15 protein-coding genes are annotated in these 17,366 nt (G+C 70.8%); 10 read left to right on the top strand and 5 right to left on the bottom strand.

Going from position 1 to position 17,366, the window contains the following annotated elements; all coding sequences use genetic code 11:
* Window positions 1-9 precede the first annotated feature (9 nt).
* Window positions 10-1,185 (top strand): dephospho-CoA kinase, encoded by a 1,176-nt coding sequence (gene coaE, locus CLV43_RS14665; protein WP_106187721.1) that lies wholly within the window; start codon window positions 10-12, stop codon window positions 1,183-1,185.
* Here the strand turns inward: coaE and CLV43_RS14660 are convergent.
* Both CLV43_RS14660 and CLV43_RS14655 read right to left on the bottom strand, forming a co-directional pair.
* Entirely contained in the window at window positions 1,161-1,679 is a 519-nt protein-coding gene (locus CLV43_RS14660) for a ribonuclease FAU-1 family protein (protein ID WP_106187720.1), read from the bottom strand. The genes coaE and CLV43_RS14660 overlap by 25 nt on opposite strands.
* Window positions 1,680-1,768: 89 nt before the next feature.
* Window positions 1,769-2,308 (bottom strand): ribonuclease FAU-1 family protein, encoded by a 540-nt coding sequence (locus CLV43_RS14655; protein WP_106187719.1) that lies wholly within the window; start codon window positions 2,306-2,308, stop codon window positions 1,769-1,771.
* A 74-nt stretch (window positions 2,309-2,382) separates the two neighbouring features.
* Between CLV43_RS14655 and CLV43_RS14650 the strand changes: the two genes are divergently transcribed.
* The 7 genes from CLV43_RS14650 (at window position 2,383) to CLV43_RS14620 (ending at window position 11,249) form a co-directional block, all read left to right on the top strand.
* A complete protein-coding gene (locus CLV43_RS14650) occupies window positions 2,383-3,681 on the top strand; it encodes a DUF5685 family protein (RefSeq protein ID WP_106187718.1) in 1,299 nt (432 codons plus the stop codon).
* 57 nt (window positions 3,682-3,738) lie between these two features.
* Window positions 3,739-5,910, top strand: coding sequence for an excinuclease ABC subunit UvrB (gene uvrB / locus CLV43_RS14645; protein WP_281262160.1), 2,172 nt, complete (start codon window positions 3,739-3,741; stop codon window positions 5,908-5,910).
* A gap of 728 nt (window positions 5,911-6,638) precedes the next feature.
* Window positions 6,639-7,073 (top strand): MarR family winged helix-turn-helix transcriptional regulator, encoded by a 435-nt coding sequence (locus CLV43_RS14640; RefSeq protein ID WP_106187717.1) that lies wholly within the window; start codon window positions 6,639-6,641, stop codon window positions 7,071-7,073.
* A 15-nt stretch (window positions 7,074-7,088) separates the two neighbouring features.
* A complete protein-coding gene (locus CLV43_RS14635) occupies window positions 7,089-7,424 on the top strand; it encodes an MmcQ/YjbR family DNA-binding protein (RefSeq protein WP_106187716.1) in 336 nt (111 codons plus the stop codon).
* Between the two features lie 76 nt (window positions 7,425-7,500).
* Window positions 7,501-8,337: a vWA domain-containing protein gene (locus CLV43_RS14630; protein WP_106187715.1), complete on the top strand. Its 837-nt coding sequence runs from the start codon at window positions 7,501-7,503 to the stop codon at window positions 8,335-8,337.
* Between the two features lie 3 nt (window positions 8,338-8,340).
* A complete protein-coding gene (locus CLV43_RS14625; protein WP_106187714.1) occupies window positions 8,341-9,138 on the top strand; it encodes a hypothetical protein in 798 nt (265 codons plus the stop codon).
* A 5-nt stretch (window positions 9,139-9,143) separates the two neighbouring features.
* Window positions 9,144-11,249 carry a serine/threonine-protein kinase gene (locus CLV43_RS14620; protein WP_106187713.1) on the top strand — a complete coding sequence of 702 codons (2,106 nt, stop codon included), beginning with the start codon at window positions 9,144-9,146 and terminating at the stop codon, window positions 11,247-11,249.
* A gap of 54 nt (window positions 11,250-11,303) precedes the next feature.
* On the opposite strand, the gene CLV43_RS14615 is transcribed toward CLV43_RS14620, so the two are convergent.
* A complete protein-coding gene (locus tag CLV43_RS14615) occupies window positions 11,304-11,684 on the bottom strand; it encodes a VOC family protein (RefSeq protein ID WP_106187712.1) in 381 nt (126 codons plus the stop codon).
* Between the two features lie 75 nt (window positions 11,685-11,759).
* On the opposite strand from CLV43_RS14615, the gene CLV43_RS14610 reads away from it, so the two are divergent.
* The gene (locus tag CLV43_RS14610) at window positions 11,760-12,161 is read left to right on the top strand and encodes a VOC family protein (RefSeq protein WP_106187711.1); all 402 of its coding nucleotides are present in this window, start codon (window positions 11,760-11,762) and stop codon (window positions 12,159-12,161) included.
* Between the two features lie 5 nt (window positions 12,162-12,166).
* Here CLV43_RS14610 and CLV43_RS14605 read toward each other — a convergent pair whose 3' ends face one another.
* Window positions 12,167-13,135 (bottom strand): ABC transporter permease, encoded by a 969-nt coding sequence (locus CLV43_RS14605; protein WP_170155844.1) that lies wholly within the window; start codon window positions 13,133-13,135, stop codon window positions 12,167-12,169.
* On the bottom strand, window positions 13,132-16,017 hold the full coding sequence (locus tag CLV43_RS14600) for an alpha/beta fold hydrolase (RefSeq protein ID WP_106187710.1): 2,886 nt from the start codon (window positions 16,015-16,017) through the stop codon (window positions 13,132-13,134). Before CLV43_RS14600 ends, CLV43_RS14605 begins: the two co-directional genes overlap by 4 nt.
* Before the next feature lie 336 nt (window positions 16,018-16,353).
* Between CLV43_RS14600 and CLV43_RS14595 the strand changes: the two genes are divergently transcribed.
* Window positions 16,354-17,355: a TerC family protein gene (locus CLV43_RS14595; protein WP_106187709.1), complete on the top strand. Its 1,002-nt coding sequence runs from the start codon at window positions 16,354-16,356 to the stop codon at window positions 17,353-17,355.
* The last annotated feature ends 11 nt before the right edge of the window (window positions 17,356-17,366 follow it).

Raw genomic sequence — 17,366 nt, 5'->3', positions numbered from 1 at the left:
CTGGCGCCCATGTTGCGCGTGGGCCTCTCCGGAGGAATCGGGTCAGGCAAGTCCACGGTCGCCGGCAGGCTGGCCGAGCACGGCGCCGTGCTCATCGACTCGGACAAGCTCGCCAGGGAGGTCGTCGAGCCGGGCACCGAGGGCCTGGCCCAGATCGTCGAGGCCTTCGGGCAGGACGTCCTCGACGAGCACGGCGCGCTGAACCGGGGGGCCCTGGCGGCCAAGGTCTTCACCGACGAGGCCTCCCGCAAGATCCTCAACGGGATCGTCCACCCCAAGGTGGGTGCCCGGACCGCCGAGCTCATCGCCGCCGCCGCCCCCGACGCGGTCGTCGTCCACGACATCCCGCTGCTGGTGGAGAACGGCGTCGCGCCCGCCTACCACCTCGTCGTCATCGTCCACGCCGACCAGGACGAGCGCGTCCGCAGGCTGACGACCTCCCGCGGCATGTCCGAGACCGACGCCCGCAACCGCATCGCCTCACAGGCGAGCGACGAGCAGCGCAGGGCCGTCGCCGACGTGTGGCTGGACAACTCCGGCACCCCGGACCTGGTCCTGGCGGCCGTGGACGAGCTGTGGGCGGACCGCCTGGTCCCGTACGAGGCGAACATCCGGCTCCGCCGGTTCACGCCGAGCGGCCCGAAGGTCGTGCCGTACGACGGGACGTGGCCCGTGCAGGCCGCGCGCGTCGCCAACCGGATCGCGCTGGCGTCCGGCGGGCTGACCGTCGAGCACATCGGGTCGACCGCCGTGCCGGGGCTGGCGGCGAAGGACGTGCTCGACTTCCAGCTGGGCGTCCCGTCGCTGGAGGTGGCCGACGAACTGGCCGAACGGCTGGGCGACGCGGGGTTCCCGCGGCTCACCGGTACCTACGAGGACACCCCGAAGCCGGCTGGCGCGGACCCGGAGCTGTGGCGGAAGCGGGTGCACGTGGGCGCGGACCCGCGCAGGAGGGTCAACCTGCACGTCCGGGTGGAGGGCGGCCCGGGGTGGGAGTGGGCGCTGCGGTTCCGGGACTGGCTGCGGGCCAACCCGGACGAGGTGGCGGACTACCAGGAGCTGAAGGTCGGGCTGGCCGCCGAGCACGCCTCGGACGGCACGGCGCTGGCCTACGGGGACGCCAAGGAGCCCTGGATGGCGGCCGCGTCGGAGCGGATGGGCTACAGCGGGGGCCAGACCTCGTAGAGGCCGCGGTGCATCAGCCACGCCGTCATGTCGTGGCGGTGCAGGCTGATCTCCTCCAGCGTGCGGTGCACGGTCCGCAGCGCCAGGTCGGCGTCGCCCGAGCGCAGCACGCGCCCCGCGACGGCGGCGGCGAACTCCTCCGAGCGCACGATCCGGGCGGTGGTGCCGCCGGGGACCGCGAGGCCCAGCAGGAGGTCGGTGGTGCGCCACGACCGGCCGTCGCGCTCGACGCGGACCGCGGTCAGGACGCTCGGCGTCCGGCGCGCGTGGCGCGATCGCGGACGGTGGTGCGTCAGGCGGAGGCCCAGGTCCGGGATCAGCCAGGTGACCTCGGAGTCGGAGAACGGGTCCTCCGGCGTAGGGCATTCCATCCGGAGTCCCCACCGTTCGACCTCGCAGGTCGTCAGGTGCCGCGACATCCCGGAGGAGTAGCTGCGAACAGCGCTTATGGTGTCGACCGTGTCGACCAGCTGAGGTGTGATGACCGCTCCCACGCGATCCGAGGGTAGCCCTACGTGCGCGCTTGGTAACCCTCCGGGTCGATTCGTTACATCACGGATTGATGCTCGTACCACTCTCCGTACTACCGCCGTCGCCAGGTCGTGACCGTTCCCAGGGAGGCGAGCCAGCGGACCGCGTCGAACCCGTGCGCCGAGATCCCCGTGACCGCCCGGTAGGTGGTCTCCAGCGCCCACTGGGCGCGCGGCGGCTGCACCAGGCCCGCGCCCAGCGCGGTCAGCAGCTCGTCGGTGTCGAGCACCGTCACGCTGTGCCCGGTCCGCACGATCAGGTCCAGGTAGAGGTCGATCGTCTTCCACACCGTGCCGCTGGAGGTGATCTCGACGACGTCCACGTAGAGGTCGTAGTCCCGTTCGTGGCCGGGGTGCCACGACTGCCGGGTGACGCGCAGGCCGTGCGCGGGCAGCAGCCACGACTCGAAGTGCGAGAGCTGCGGGTGGCCGGGGACGGGGCGGAACATGTAGAGGCCGCTCGGCGAGGTCCGGTACTCCTCGACACCGCGCAGGTGGCCCTTGGGATCGGTGTTGCTCTTCGCGTCCAGGTCGAAGTACTCGATCTTGGGTGGGTGGATGTGCGCCACGGGGGCGGCCTCCTGCGTTCGCATCCCGTTATCTTGCCGAGTCCAACGGCCTACCGATATTGCTACATTCGGTTGATTCCGGTGTCTAAGATCCGCCCATGTTCGGCATCATTCGCCCTTGTCGCAACCGCCTCGGCCCCGAGCTGAGGGATGCGTGGATGGCTCATCTCTGCGGTCTCTGCCTCGCCCTGCGCGACGACCACGGCCAGTTCGCGCGGGTCGTGACCAACTACGACGGCCTGGCGATCTCGGCCATGGTCGAGGCCCAGTCGCCCGCCGGGACCGGCCGCCGCGCCGCGGGCCCGTGCGCGCTGCGGGGGATGCGGCCCGCCGACGTGGCGCACGGCGGGGGAGCCCGGCTGGCCGCGACGGTGTCGCTCGTCCTGGCCTCGGCGAAGGTGCGCGACCACGTGGAGGACGGCGACGGAGTGTTCGCCCGCCGGGCCGCCAGGGGAGTGGGCCGCCGGGTCGCGGCGCGCTGGGCCGACCAGGCCGCCGAGACCGGAGCCGACCTCGGGTTCGACACGTCCGTGCTGGTCGCGGCCGTGCGCAGGCAGGAGGAGGTGGAGGCGGCCGCCGGGCTGGGCAGCTCGGTGCTGCTGGTCACCGAGCCCACCGAGACCGCGACCGGCGAGGCGTGCGCGCAGACCGCCGTGCTCGCGGGCCGCCCCGGCAACGTCGCCCCGCTGCGCGAGGTCGGCAGGCTGTTCGGGCGGCTCGCGCACCTGCTGGACGCCGTGGAGGACCTGGAGGCCGACCGCGCGTCCGGTGCCTGGAACCCGTTGACGGCCACCGGCACGGACCTGGTCGAGGCGCGGCGGCTGTGCGACGACGCCGCGCTGGGCATCAAGCTCGCGCTGCGCGAGGCGACGTTCACCGACGACCGGCTGGTGCACCTGCTGTTCGTGCACGAGCTCAAGACCGCGATCGCGCGCACGTTCGGCGACCCGCACTCCCACCAGCCGCCGCCCCCGCCCGGCTGGCGGCCCGAGCCGGGCATGTACCCGCCGCCCCACCAGCCCGGATCGGGCCAGGACAACACCTACGGCCAGTACGCCCCGCCGCCCGTGCCGCCCGCTGGTGCGCCCGGTGGCGGCACGCCGCCCGGTGGTCCGCCCCAGTCGCCGAAGAAGGGCCGCAAGAACCCCAAGGAGCCGGGGCCCGGCCGGTTCCTGTGGGCGTGGCCGAAGCTGGTCTGGCCGCCGCACGGCCGCAACGCGCTGGCGGGCTGCCTCGCGGTGTTCTACCAGTGCGGGACCTGCCAGTACTGCTGCCGCGACCCGCACCCCGGCCCGTTCAGCGGCAAGTGGCGCGACGGCTGGTGCAACGACTGCGACTGCGACTGCGGCGACGCCTGCTGCTGCGACGGCGACTGCTGCGGGTGCGACTGCTCGTGAACGGGGGTTGACCAGCGCCGATCTGAAATTGTCGGACCCCAGGCGTACCTTCGTGCTGTGGCTTTCCCTACCGAGATCCCCGCTGAGGACGCGACCCCCAAGGCGCACTCGCAGTTCCGGCCCGTCGGCGACATCCCCCGCACCGACGGGCAGTTCCGCATGGTCGCCGACTACGAACCCGCGGGCGACCAGCCCGCCGCCATCGCCGACCTGGAGCGCCGGATCCGCGGTGGCGAGAAGGACGTGGTGCTGCTCGGCGCCACCGGTACGGGCAAGTCGGCGACCACGGCGTGGCTGGTGGAGAAGGTCCAGCGGCCCACGCTCGTGATGGCGCCGAACAAGACGCTCGCCGCGCAGCTGGCGAACGAGCTGAAGGAGTTCTTCCCGGACAACGCGGTGGAGTACTTCGTCAGCTACTACGACTACTACCAGCCCGAGGCGTACATCCCGCAGACGGACACGTACATCGAGAAGGACTCCTCGGTGAACGACGACGTCGAGCGGCTCCGCCACAAGGCCACGATGAGCCTGCTGACCAGGCGCGACGTGATCGTGGTCGCGTCCGTGTCGTGCATCTACGGCCTCGGCACGCCGCAGTCCTACCTCGACCGGTCCATCGACCTGAAGGTCGGCGGGGAGATCGAGCGCGACCTGCTGCTGCGCGCCCTGGTCGACGTGCAGTACACCCGCAACGACATCGCGTTCAACCGCGGCACGTTCCGGGTGCGCGGCGACACGGTGGAGATCATCCCGGCGTACGAGGAGCTGGCCATCCGGGTCGAGTTCTTCGGCGACGAGGTCGACCGGCTGTACTACCTGCACCCGTTGACCGGCGACGTGATCCGCGAGGTCGACAGCCTGCGCATCTTCCCGGCCACGCACTACGTGGCGGGGCCGGAGCGGATGGAGCGCGCGATCGGCGACATCGAGCGCGAGCTGGAGGAGTCGCTCGCGACGATGGAGCGCCAGGGCAAGCTCCTGGAGGCCCAGCGGCTGCGGATGCGGACCAGCTACGACATCGAGATGATGCGCCAGGTCGGGTTCTGCAACGGCATCGAGAACTACTCGCGGCACATCGACGACCGGCCCGCCGGGTCCGCGCCCGCGACGCTGATCGACTACTTCCCGGACGACTTCCTGCTGGTGGTCGACGAGTCGCACGTGACCGTGCCGCAGATCGGCGGCATGTACGAGGGCGACGCGTCCCGCAAGCGCAACCTCGTCGAGCACGGCTTCCGCCTGCCCAGCGCGCTGGACAACCGCCCGCTCACCTGGGAGGAGTTCGCCGACCGCATCGGCCAGACCGTGTACCTCTCGGCCACCCCCGGCCCGTACGAGATGGGCCAGGCGGGCGGCGAGTTCGTCGAGCAGGTCATCCGCCCGACCGGCCTGATCGACCCCGAGGTCATCGTCAAGCCCACCGAGGGCCAGATCGACGACCTCGTGCACGAGATCCGCACGCGGGCCGAGCGCGACGAGCGCGTCCTGGTCACCACGTTGACCAAGAAGATGTCCGAGGACCTCACCGACTACCTGCTGGAGCTCGGCATCCGGGTCCGCTACCTGCACTCCGAGGTCGACACCCTGCGCCGCATCGAGCTGCTGCGCCAGCTGCGCCTCGGCGACTACGACGTCCTCATCGGCATCAACCTGCTCCGCGAGGGCCTCGACCTCCCCGAGGTGTCGCTCGTCGCCATCCTCGACGCCGACAAGGAGGGCTTCCTCCGCTCCGGCACCAGCCTCATCCAGACCATCGGCCGCGCAGCCCGCAACGTCTCCGGCCAGGTCCACATGTACGCCGACCGCATCACCGACTCGATGCGCCACGCCATCGACGAGACCAACCGCAGGCGCACCAAGCAGATCGCCTACAACACCGACCGCGGCCTCGACCCGCAGCCGCTGCGCAAGAAGATCACCGACATCCTCGAACAGGTCTACGCCGAAGCCGAGGACGCCATCGAGGTAGGCGGCTCCGGCCGCAACGCCTCCCGCGGCAAACGCTCCACCGGCGAACCAGGCGGCACCGGCCGCAGCTCCGGCGTCCTCGCCGACAAGGACCGCTCCGGCATGGCCCGCTCCGAACTGGCCGACCTCGTCCAACAACTCACCGACCAGATGATGAACGCCGCCCGCGAACTCCAGTTCGAACTGGCAGGCCGCCTACGCGACGAAATCCAGGACCTCAAAAAAGAACTACGAGGCATGGACGCCGCCGGCATCAAGTAACCCCAGACCACCCCCCCACAACGCCCTTCCTCGCCTAGTGGGGCGCCGGGTGCACGTTGGCGAGCTTCGCCCACGGGGTGTTGCGCGCGGCTTCGCCCACGGGGGTGTTGGCGGGCTTCGCCCACGGGGTTGGCGCGGCTTGCCGTTGCGCAGGGAATCGGGCTACGTCTGGCAGGACGTCCACGCTAGGCGTCGGATCAGATGGCTGGCCGCCCAGCTTTGCTGGGTAGGTGGTGGCTCGTGGCGGGCCTGCCTGTGGGCGGCCGGGGAATGGGCGTGTTGGTGGGGCGGCCCTCATCGGCACCAGCCAATGCCCCGTCCGACGGCGCAGCCGAGGATCCCCCCCCCCCGGATGGGCGCAGCCCGCCAGCGCGCATCCGGCGCGGAGCGCCTGGGGCCTTGTCGGCGCCAGCCGATGCCTTGTCCGACGGCGGAGCCGAGGATGCCTGGTCAGGCGCAGCCTGATGCTGGCGAAGCCAGATCCCCTCCCGCCCCCGATAAACAGCGCCCTCCTGCCTCACCCTTGTTTGTCAAGATGGCTTTATCGTCTTGACAAACAAGGGTGAGGCATTGAGACAATCGCGCACCGGGGGCCGGGCTTCACCAGGGGTGAGAGGGCCGGGGGCCGGGCTTCGCCACAGGGTGGGCACCGACCACCCCGCACCCCCACCAATAACATGCCCCCCAACAACTACATGCAACAACACATCCACCCCCACCGAGGCCCCATGAACCACACCCCCCACCTGGCCGCCGTGGAACAAGCCATGACCCGCATCCGCCACCGCCAATCCCGCCAATCCCGCCGAGCCCTCTCCACCCCCACCCCAGCCACCTTCGACGTCCTAGACGCCGTAGAAGCCGCCGAACACACCCAATCCCCTCCCACCGTCACCACCATCGCCACCGCCTTGTCCATCGACCAACCCCGCGCCAGCAAGCTCGTCGCGAAAGCCGTCACCGCCGGCCTGGTCGAACGGGTCGCCGACCAAACGGACGGCCGCCGTGCCTTCCTGAAACGAACCGAAGCCGGTCGCGCCGCTTCCGAGGAAGTGCACAACTCCCGCCGGAGCGCGTTCGACAAAGCCATGTCCGGCTGGTCGGACGCGGAGAAGGAACAGTTCGCCCGGCTGCTCGTCCGATTCGTGGACGCCCTTCCCTAGTCGGAGAATCACCGGATGACCCTCGACGACGTGATCGCGCACTGCCTGGCGAAACCGGGTGCGGAGGAGACCTACCCCTGGGGTGACGCCGAGCTGGTGTGCAAGGTGGGTGGGAAGGCTTTCGCGTTCATCGGGCTGGAGGGCGGAACGATCGGTCTGAAGTGCGCGGAGGACGCGGTGGAGCTGCGGGAGCGGTACCCCGACGACATCACGGCCAGTGCCCACATCGGACGGTACGGGTGGAATTCGGTGCGCACCAACGGTGCCGTGCCGGTGGACGAGCTGCGCGAACTGGTGGATCGTTCCTACGACGCCGTCGTGGCCAAGCTCCCGAAAGCGAAGAGGCCGTAGTGCCGCAAGCGTTCGCGGGGTGAAGTACTACGGTGGTGTCCGGGCATCGACGTGGTCAACACCGGAGGTAGTTCGCGTGGCTTATTCGGCCGAGATCAGCAGGGTCAACCCGACCTGCTTCGTGTTCCTCGTGGACCAGTCGGCGTCCATGAACGACCCCATTGGCGGGGACAGCCCGCAGCGCAAGGCGGACGTGGTCGCGGACGCGATCAACCGGCTGTTGACCGAGCTCTCGGTCAAGTGCGCGAAGGAGGAGGGCGTTCGCGACTACTTCCACGTCGCGGTCATCGGCTACGGCAGCTCCGTCGGCTCCGCGTACGCGGGGTCGCTGGCCGGTCGTGACCTGGTGCCGCTGAGCGAGGTCGCGGACAACCCGGCGAGAGTCGAGGAGCGGGTCAAGAAGGTGCCGGACGGCGCCGGCGGCCTGGTCGAGACGACGACCCGGTTCCCGGTGTGGATGGACCCGGTGGCCAACGCGGGCACGCCCATGTGCCGCGCCCTGCAGTACGCCGAGTCGATCGTGGCGAAGTGGCTGGTGGACCACCCCGGCTGCTTCCCGCCGATCGTGCTGAACCTGACCGACGGCGAGTCCACCGACGGTGACCCGGACGCCCCGGCCGCGGGCATCCGCGCGCACGCCAGCGCCGACGGTGCCGCGCTGCTGTTCAACCTGCACGTGTCGGCGGGTGGGGGTGAGCCGGTGACGTTCCCCGACGCCGACGGCGGGCTGCCGGACGCCTACTCGCGGACCCTGTTCAACATGTCGAGCGTGCTGCCCACGGACATGCGCTCCTACGCCGCTACGCAGGGCTTCTCCGTCAGCGACGCGACCCGCGGGTTCGTCTACAACGCGGACATCGCGTCGATCGTGCAGTTCCTCGACATCGGCACTCGCGCGACCGACCTGCGCTAGCGCATGTGGGCCTACGTCTCGACGCTGTCCGTGCACAAGGACGGCGCGACTCCCGAGGAGTGCGAGGACGCGGCCGGCGTGGTTCCCGTCATCGAGTCGGACGAGCCCACGGACGGGGCGGTGTCGGTCGCGGTGTCCGACGGCGCGTCGGAGAGCCTGCTCGCGGGCCCGTGGGCGCGGCTGCTGGTCGAGTCGACCGTGGAGGCCGTGCGGGCGAAGCCGGAGGTGCTGCACAGCGACTCCGGGTTCGCCCGCGTCGTGCTGGACGCGGTGGACGACTGGGACGAGTGGTTGGCCGCCTACATCGCCGGGCGCGAGGCGGAGGACCGGCCGATCAAGTGGTACGAGCAGCCGGGCCTCGACCGGGGCGCGTACGCGACGCTGCTGGCGTTCCACCTGACCGACGTCGGGCTGTGGCACGCCGCGGCGCTGGGTGACAGCTGCCTGTTCCAGGTGCGGTCCGACCGGCTGCTCCGGGCGTTCCCGGTGGAGACGGCCGTGGCGCTGGGCACGTCGCCCGCGCTGCTGAACAGCCGCAACCGCAACGAGGGGCTGATCGCCTCGAAGGCGGGCCTGGCCAACGGCGACTACGAGGAGGGCGACCAGTTCTTCCTGGGGACCGACGCGATCGCGCACTGGTTCCTCAGCGAGGTCGAACAGGACGACTGCCCGTGGGAGGTGCTGAGGGACCTCAGCGCCATCGGCAGCCAGGAGGCGTTCGCGAAGTGGGTCGCGGATGAGCGCGCGAGTGGCCGGATGAAGAACGACGACGTGACGCTCGTGCACGTCGACCTCGGGTAGGCGCCGTGGCGACGGCGAGATTCCCCTCCGGTGCGGCCTACGTCGAGGCGCTGCAGAACACGGCGCTGTGCTTCGACGACCCCGAGCTCAAGGGCGCCCGCGTCGAGCTGGACAAGCTCCAGCGGCCGCGGGCGATCTCGGGCAACTTCGCGAGCGTGTTCTCGGTGACGGCGGCCAACGGGCGGCGCTACGCGATCAAGTGCTTCACCAGGGAGGTCGCCGACCAGGAGGTCCGCTACCGCGCGGTCAGCGACCACCTGGCCAAGCTCGACCACCGCTGGAAGGTGGGGTTCACCTACCTGCCGCACGGGATCATGGTCGAGGGCCGCCGGTACCCGATCCTGAAGATGGACTGGGTCGAGGCGACCAGCCTCACCCGGTGGCTCGACGAGCACGTGCACGACTCGGCCGCCGTCGCCCGGCTCGCGGACCGGTTCGCCGAGCTGGTGGGCGAGCTGGAGTGGGCCGGTATCGCGCACGGCGACCTCCAGCACGGGAACCTGCTGGTCGTGGGCGACGGCTCGTTGCGGCTGGTCGACTACGACGGCATGTTCGTCCCCGCGCTCGCGGGCGCGGGCGCCGCCGAGATCGGGCACCGCAACTACCAGTCGCCCTCGCGCACCCAGTCGGACTTCGACGCCACGATCGACCGCTTCTCCTCGTGGGTGATCTACCTGTCGCTGGTGGCCGTGGCCGCGGAGCCCGCGCTGTGGGGCCAGCTCCGCGAGGAGGGCGGCGAGTACCTGCTGCTCACCGAGGACGACTTCACCGACCCGGACGGGTCCAGCCGGTTCTCGATCCTGCTCAACCACGTCGCACCCGAGGTGCGCGCGCTGGTCGGCCACGTGCAGGCCCTCGTCGGGATCCCGCCGAACCTGCTGCCGGAGCTCAAGCCGATCCCGGTCGACTCGCTGTCGACCCGCTCGGCGTTCCACCAGCCCACGATCTCCGGGCTGCCCGCGTGGATGGTCGACCACGTGCCGGAGGCCGACCCGGTCCCGGACAAGCACTTCACCCAGCGCGGCCCGGTCGTCTGGTCGGCCACGCTGCTGCTCGTCGCCTTCGTCGTGGGCGCCGTGCTGATGGGCGCGCTGGCCGTGGTGACGCCCGTGGCCGCCGCGGGGTTCGGTGCCGTCGGCGTCGTGCTGTGGCTCGCCGACCTGGCCGTGCTGTACCTGCGCGGCCCCGAGGCGCGGGCCGCGAAGCAGGCCAGGACGCAACGCGACGAGGCGCGGCAGGCGCGGGTCGCGGCCGACGTCGAGCTGGGCGTCGCGACCCGCCGTTCCGACGAGCTGGTGAACGCCGCCAAGGAGATCGCGGAGACCGGCCGCAAGCGCAGGCAGACCATCCAGGCCACGCACGGCAGCGAGCTGGCGGTGCTGAACCAGGAGCACTCCAAGCACCTGGCGATGCTCGCGGGCGAACGCACCGGCATCAGCAACCAGCTGCGCCAGGAGCTCGCCCAGGCCCTGCTCGCCGCGCAGGCCGAGCACGTGCGGAGCAAGCTCGCGAAGATCGAGATCGCGGCCAGCGGCCTCGACGGCTTCGGCGACAAGCTGATCGGCAGCCTCCAGGACGCCGGCATCGTGACGGCGGCCGACTTCGACGGCGTCGGCTACATGGTCAACGGCCAGTTCCAGAACCGGATCGCCCAGTTCCACCTGACGTCGGGCTACTCGGTCCGGGTCCCCGGCATCGGCGAGGTCAAGGCCAACCGGCTGGAGGAGTGGAGGCGCGAGCAGGAGCGGATCGCCCGCCTCACCCAGCCGATCCGGCTCGGCGACGGCCAGCTGCGGGTGATCGAGGCCCGCTTCCGCACCCAGATGCTCCAGCTCGGCACCACCGAGCAGCAGGCACAGGCCGCCGCCCAGCAGCGCAAGACCCTGCTCAACCAGCGCCTCACCCGCGACCTGGCCGCGTTGGACGTCTCGCAGCGCACGGCCACCGCGCAGGCCGCCCAGGAGCAGAGCAGGCACCTGCCGGTGCTGCGCAAGGCGCAGGCGGGCGCGGAGCGCGCCAGGCACCAGTACGAGCTCGCCGAGCAGGAGGCGCGGGCGCAGCGCACCATCACCTACCCGCGCTTCGTCCTGTTCTCCCTGACCGGCCGCTGACGCCCGGCAGGACTTCACCGGTCGGATGACGGGGCCGGCGGCCGGTCAGGAAGCTCAGGCGCGCGGTTCCGGCTGGATCATCCCGAACACGTTGCCCTCGGTGTCCTTGTAGTAGGCCAGCTTCCCCACGCCGGGCACCGCGTCCTTCGGCAGCGCGACCGTGCCGCCCGCGCGCTCGGCGGCGGCGATGTAGGCGTCGATGTCGTCGACCGCCACCACCATGGACGCCCCGTTGATCGGTCCGTCGATGGCGGGCTCCGGCCCGCGGCGCTGGGTGAGGCCGCCGTTGATGCCGTCGCCTTCGTCGCCGGTCACGATGGACCAGTACGGCATGTCGCCGAACTGCTGGAACTTCCAGCCGAACGTCGACTCGTAGAAGGCCTGGGCACGCGCCGGGTCCGAGGCGTGGATCTCGAAGTGCACTGGGCGAGGCATGCGCCGGACGCTACGCCCGAAACCACCCGCTATCCAGGACCGCGGTTGTCACCAATTCGGCTTAACGTCGACCGCATGGCATTCGGCATCCAGGTCACGTTCGACGCCCACGACCCCACCAAGCTGGCCGAGTTCTGGGCCCTCGCGGCGGGCTACGTGTTCCAGCCACCACCACCCGGCTTCGCCACGTGGGAGGACTTCGGCCGGTCCATCGACCTGCCGGAGGAGCGCTGGAACGACCAGTCCGCGCTCATCGACCCGGAGGGCAGGGGGCCGCGCATCTACCTCCAGCGCGTCCCCGAGGGCAAGACCGCGAAGAACCGGGTCCACCTCGACATCGACCCCGGTCCCGACAAGGCCGCGCACGTGGCGCGCCTGGTCGAGGCCGGGGCCGTGGTCGTCGGTGAGGTCGACGAGCCGACCGGCAGGTGCACCGTGCTGCAGGACCCGGAAGGCAACGAGTTCTGCGTGCACTGAGCCGGTTAGCTGGTGATGTCCTTGGTGCGGAAGCGGCGGGCGGCCAGCACCGTGAACAGCCCGCCGTACACCAGGGCCGAGAACACGCCCTTGGTCATGTCCGACCAGTCGATGTCGGTGGACAGCAGGTCCGCCCACGACAGCGCGTAGTGCGTGGGCAGGTACTGCCGCAGGTCGCCCAGCGCGGTGATCTGGTCCAGGATCTGCGACAGGATCGACGCCAGCACCGCGCCGCCGACCGCGCCGAGCGGCGCGTCGGTGGCGACGGACAGGAACAGCGCGAGCCCCGCGACCCAGAACAGGTGGATCGCGATGTAGCAGACCGCGAGCACCAGTGCCGTGACGCCGTCGGAGAACGAGGCCGCCTCACCGGTCGGGCTGACCAGCTCGCCCGAGCCGTACCAGACCACGCCGACGGCCAGCGCCACGGCGGGCAGCAGGAGCAGCCCGAACACCGACAGGATCCCGGACGAGATGGCTTTGCGGCGCATCAGCCGGTGCCGGGGGATCGGCGCGGCGAGCAGGTACTTCAGGCTCGACCACGACGCCTCGCTGGCGATCGTGTCGCCGAAGAACAGCGCCACGATCATCGGCAGCAGGAAGCTGCTCGTCACGAACAGCGTCAGCAGCACGAAGTTCACGCCGCTCGCGGTGGCCAGGTCGACGAAGCCGCCCGACCGCCGGTTCGGCGAGGACTCGCCCAGCTCGAACGAGATCACCAGGATGAACGGCAGCAGCACCAGGAAGCCCAGCACCAGCTGGGTCCTGCGCCGCCGCAGCTGGCGGACCAGCTCCACCCGCAGCGGCATGGTCTTGCGGGCCCGGTAGCCGACGGTCGAGCCGTCCGGCGCCACCCGCGTCACCTCGCCCGCCACCGCGTCCGTGAGGTCGTCGATGGCGGCCGAGTCGGTGTGCACCCCGCTGTCGTCGGTCCCGACGGCAGCGGCGTCGGCGTCCTTCTTCGCGGCGTTCACGCGGACGTCCCCTCTCCGACCAGTTCCAGGAAGGCGTCTTCCAGCCTGCGGCGCGGTCCGGCCTGGTCGACCGTCACCCCGGCCTTGACCAGCTCGGTCAACGCCTCCGAGCGCGGCGTGCCGTTGAGGCCCGCGTGCACCAGCTCGCCGTCGACGTGCACGTCGTGCACGCCGTCGATGGCGCGCAGCACGGTGGCCGCCCGCATCGGGTCGCCGACCTTGAACGTCGCCTCGCCACCGCCCTGGGCGATGTCCTCGACGAGCCCGGCCGCGACCAGCTTGCCCTTGTGCATCACCACGACGTGGCTGCAGGTCTGCTCGACCTCGGCCAGCAGGTGGCTGGAGACCAGCACCGTCCGGCCCGCCGCCGCGTAGCGGCGCAGCACGTCGCGCATCTGGTGGATCTGGGGCGGGTCGAGCCCGTTGGTCGGCTCGTCCAGCACGAGCAGGTCCGGCAGGCCGAGCATCGCCTGGGCGATGGCCAGCCGCTGCCGCATGCCCTGGCTGTACGTGCGGACCTTGCGGTCCACGGCGTTGCCGAGGCCCGCGATCTCCAGCGCCTCCTCGAAGTGCGCCTGCTCGACCGGTCGGCCGGTGGCCGCCCAGTACAGGCGCAGGTTCGCGGTGCCGGACAGGTGCGGCAGGAAGCCCGCGCCCTCGACGAACGACCCGATCCGCGACAGCACGGGAGCACCGGGCGTGACCTTGTGGCCGAACACCCTGATGCCGCCCTCGGTCGGGTGGATCAGCCCCATCAGCATGCGCAGCGTGGTGGTCTTGCCCGCGCCGTTCGGCCCGAGCAGGCCCAGCACCTGGCCGTGCTCCACCCGGAAGGACAGGTCCTTCACGGCGGTGAGCTTGCCGGGGTAGGACTTCGTCAGGTTCTCGATCACCAGCGGCACCGAGGTCAGCTCGGGGTCGACGTCCGCGGCGAGCCTGCGCCGGAACGCGGCCACGACACCGATCGCGACGAAGGCCAGCAGCACGATGCCGATGCCCCACAGCGCGGTGGTCGCGAGCCCGGTCGTGGTGTTCGTGCCCGCCACGGTGGGCAGCTGGATGTTCTCGTCGGCGAGCGCGACCCGGTACGCCGCGGGCGCCCCGGTGTTCGCGTACGCCTGGTCCGTGGTGGCCACGACGAGCTGCACGCGGTGGTTGCTCTCGATCGGCCGCACGACACCAGCCAGCGTCACGGTCACGTCGACCGGGGTGCCGTCGGCGGGCAGCGAGCCGATCCGGACCGGCGCCACGGCCGCGCCCGGCAGCGTGCGGGCGCCGTTCGCGTCGGCGTCGTAGAGCTTCACGAACAGCACCGTGCCGTCGGCGGGCACGGGCTGGCCGGGCACCGCGGCGACCCGCAGCCTCACCGTCGGCGAGCCCGCGACCAGGACCTGGCTGGTGAGCTGGTCGGAGCTGAACAGGGCGGCCTGGCCGGGCAGGTCGATCGACAGCCTGCTGGACAGCGAGCTGGACCCGCTGAGCACCGAGCCGAAGCCGGGCAGGCTGCTCACCGCGGCCGGGTTGCCGCCCGCGGGGTTGACCACGACCTGCTCACGGCCCTTGAGCGGCAACGACGTCCGCGAGGTCGCGTCCTTGCCGGTCAGGCCGGGGTAGCCGGCCGCGGACACGGTGCGCACCGACGTGGTGCCGTTGGTGCGGAACGCTCCCTGCACCGAGTACTCGAAGCCGGTGCCGGGGTCGGTGCCCTTGCCCTGGAGGTGGAACGCCATCCAGTCGGCGATCTCGCCGCGCAGCCCGGCGCCGGGGCTGCCGCCGTCGTGGCCGCCCGCGTACCAGACGACCTTGACCTTTGCGCCGTTCGCGCTGATCTGCCGGGCGTTCGCGTCCGCCTGGTCGAGGCCGAACAGGGTGTCCTGCTCGCCCTGCACGATCAGCGTCGGTTGCTTGATGCCGCTGTTGTAGGACACGGGGGAGACGTCGCGCAGCAGCTTCACCGTCGCGGGGCTCGCCTTGCCCGTGGTCGCGACCTCGGTGTAGGCGGCGCACACCTCGGCGGTGAACCGGCCGCACGCGTCCGGCGCGGCCTGGGTCCCGCCTTGCTGGCGGCCCTGGCCTTGACCCTGGCCCTGGCTCGTGGCGGCCGCGGAGGCGTCGGCGACCGCGTTGCCCGCGGCGTCGTCCTCCTGGCCCGGCTCGGCGGCCTCCCGGCCGGGGCTGGCGCTGTCGCTGCCGGAGAGGCCCGCCGAGAAGAAGATGCCCGCCCACGAGCGCTTGAACACGCCGTCGTCGCCGAACGACCCGGCGGCGGGCGTGGTGGCGGTGGGGGACCCGGTGGCGCCCGCGTTGGGCAGCAGCGCCTGCGACAGGTCGTTGTAGGTGATGACCGGCGCGAGCGTGTCGACCCTGGGGTCGGCCGCGGCCAGCAGCAGCGACAGCGAGCCGCCGTAGGAACCGCCGGTCACGCCGACCTTCGGGTCGCCGGGGCCGTCGGTCTGCACCTCTTCGCGGGTGGCCAGCCAGTCGAGCAGCTTGCGGGCGTCGGCCACCTCGCGGTCGGGGGCGTTCAACGAGATCTTGCCGGTGCTGCGGCCGAAGCCGCGCGCCGAGTAGGCCAGCACGACGAACCCCCGCTGGGCCAGCTCGGTGGCCTGTGCGGAGACGCTGGTCTTGCTGCCGCCGAAACCGTGCGGGAGCAGGATCGCGGGCGCTGGCGTCTGGACGGGCAGGTACAGCGTGGTGTCGATCTGGATCGTCTGGGAGCTCCCAGGACTTTCCGGCACGTCGATCACCGCGTCACGGGTGCTCACCGGCGGAGGGGCGTCTTCCGATCGTGTCCAGAGCACGGTGCCGCCGACGAGGGCGAGCACCACGAGCACGATGGGGAGAGACCACCTGCCGCGGAGGCGGGAGAGGTGGGACACGGGTTGACCTTATTGGAGGTTTGCTGAGAACGGGCTGAAGGTATACAAGCGGCCTCTCAGCGCGTCGCGCGCTCTTTCGGCTGGTGGGACGAACCGGCTGGGTGGATCGGGTGATTCGGGACGCGGGCGGGTGCCCCTGATCACGACGAGTGGCGCCGGTACCTCGGAGTAGGACACACTCAGTGCGAGCGTGGAGGGGAGTACTCCCAACGCGGCGGTGTCGTCAGCACGGTGCTCGACCTGAGAGCACCCGGTGCCGCCGGCCGGCAGCAGAAGTCTGCTGTTGGCGGAGGAGACCTCCGGGCATTGGCGTGCGCCTGTCCGGAGGTTGACAACATGGTAGTTCCCGCGTGGCTGTGGATCGCTACGATCGCCGGTCTGCTGGTACTCCTCGCCATCGACCTCGTCATCGTCGACCGGAAGCCGCACGAGGTCACCATCGGTGAAGCGGGCCGCTGGGTGGCGTTCTACGTCGCCGTCGCCGTCCTCTTCGGAGCGGGGCTCTGGCTCTTCGGCGACTCCGAGGCCGCGACCGGGTTCTTCGCCGGGTACATCACGGAGTACTCGCTCAGCGTGGACAACCTGTTCATCTTCCTGATCATCATGACGACGTTCAAGGTGCCCGCGATCCACCAGCACAAGGTGCTGCTGATCGGCATCCTGATGGCACTGGTCATGCGCGGCATCTTCATCGCGGTCGGCGCGGCCGTCATCTCCCAGTTCAGCTGGGTCTTCTACATCTTCGGCGCGTTCCTCATCTACACCGCCTACAACCTCGCGAAGACCAACCACGACGAGGACGACGAGGACTTCAAGGAGAACGCGGCCCTGCGCATCGTCCGCCGGGTCTTCCCGGTGTCCGACAAGTACCACGAGGCCAAGTCCTTCGTGAAGATCGACGGCAAGCGCTTCGTCACGCCGATGTTCATCGTGATCGTCGCCATCGGCACCACCGACCTGCTCTTCGCCCTCGACTCCATCCCGGCCATCTTCGGCCTCACCAAGGAACCGTTCCTCGTCTTCTCCGCCAACGCCTTCGCCCTGATGGGCCTGCGCCAGCTGTACTTCCTGCTCGGCGGCCTGCTCAGCAAGCTGGTGTACCTGTCCGTCGGCCTCTCGGTGATCCTCGGCTTCATCGGCGTCAAGCTGATCCTGGAAGCCCTGCACACCAACACGTTCTCGTTCCTCAACGACGGCGAGGGCCTGCCGGTCCCGACCATCGGCATCGAGCTCTCGCTCGGCGTCATCGTCGGCGTCCTCGCCATCACGACGGTCGCGAGCCTCATCAAGGTCAAGCGCCACCCCGAGGCCGCCAAGCACGTCGCGGGCACGGTCTAGCCAGGACGGTG

It is taken from the genome of Umezawaea tangerina (assembly GCF_003002815.1).
Taxonomy (GTDB): domain Bacteria; phylum Actinomycetota; class Actinomycetes; order Mycobacteriales; family Pseudonocardiaceae; genus Umezawaea; species Umezawaea tangerina.
This window is presented reverse-complemented; position numbering and strand designations above follow the sequence as displayed.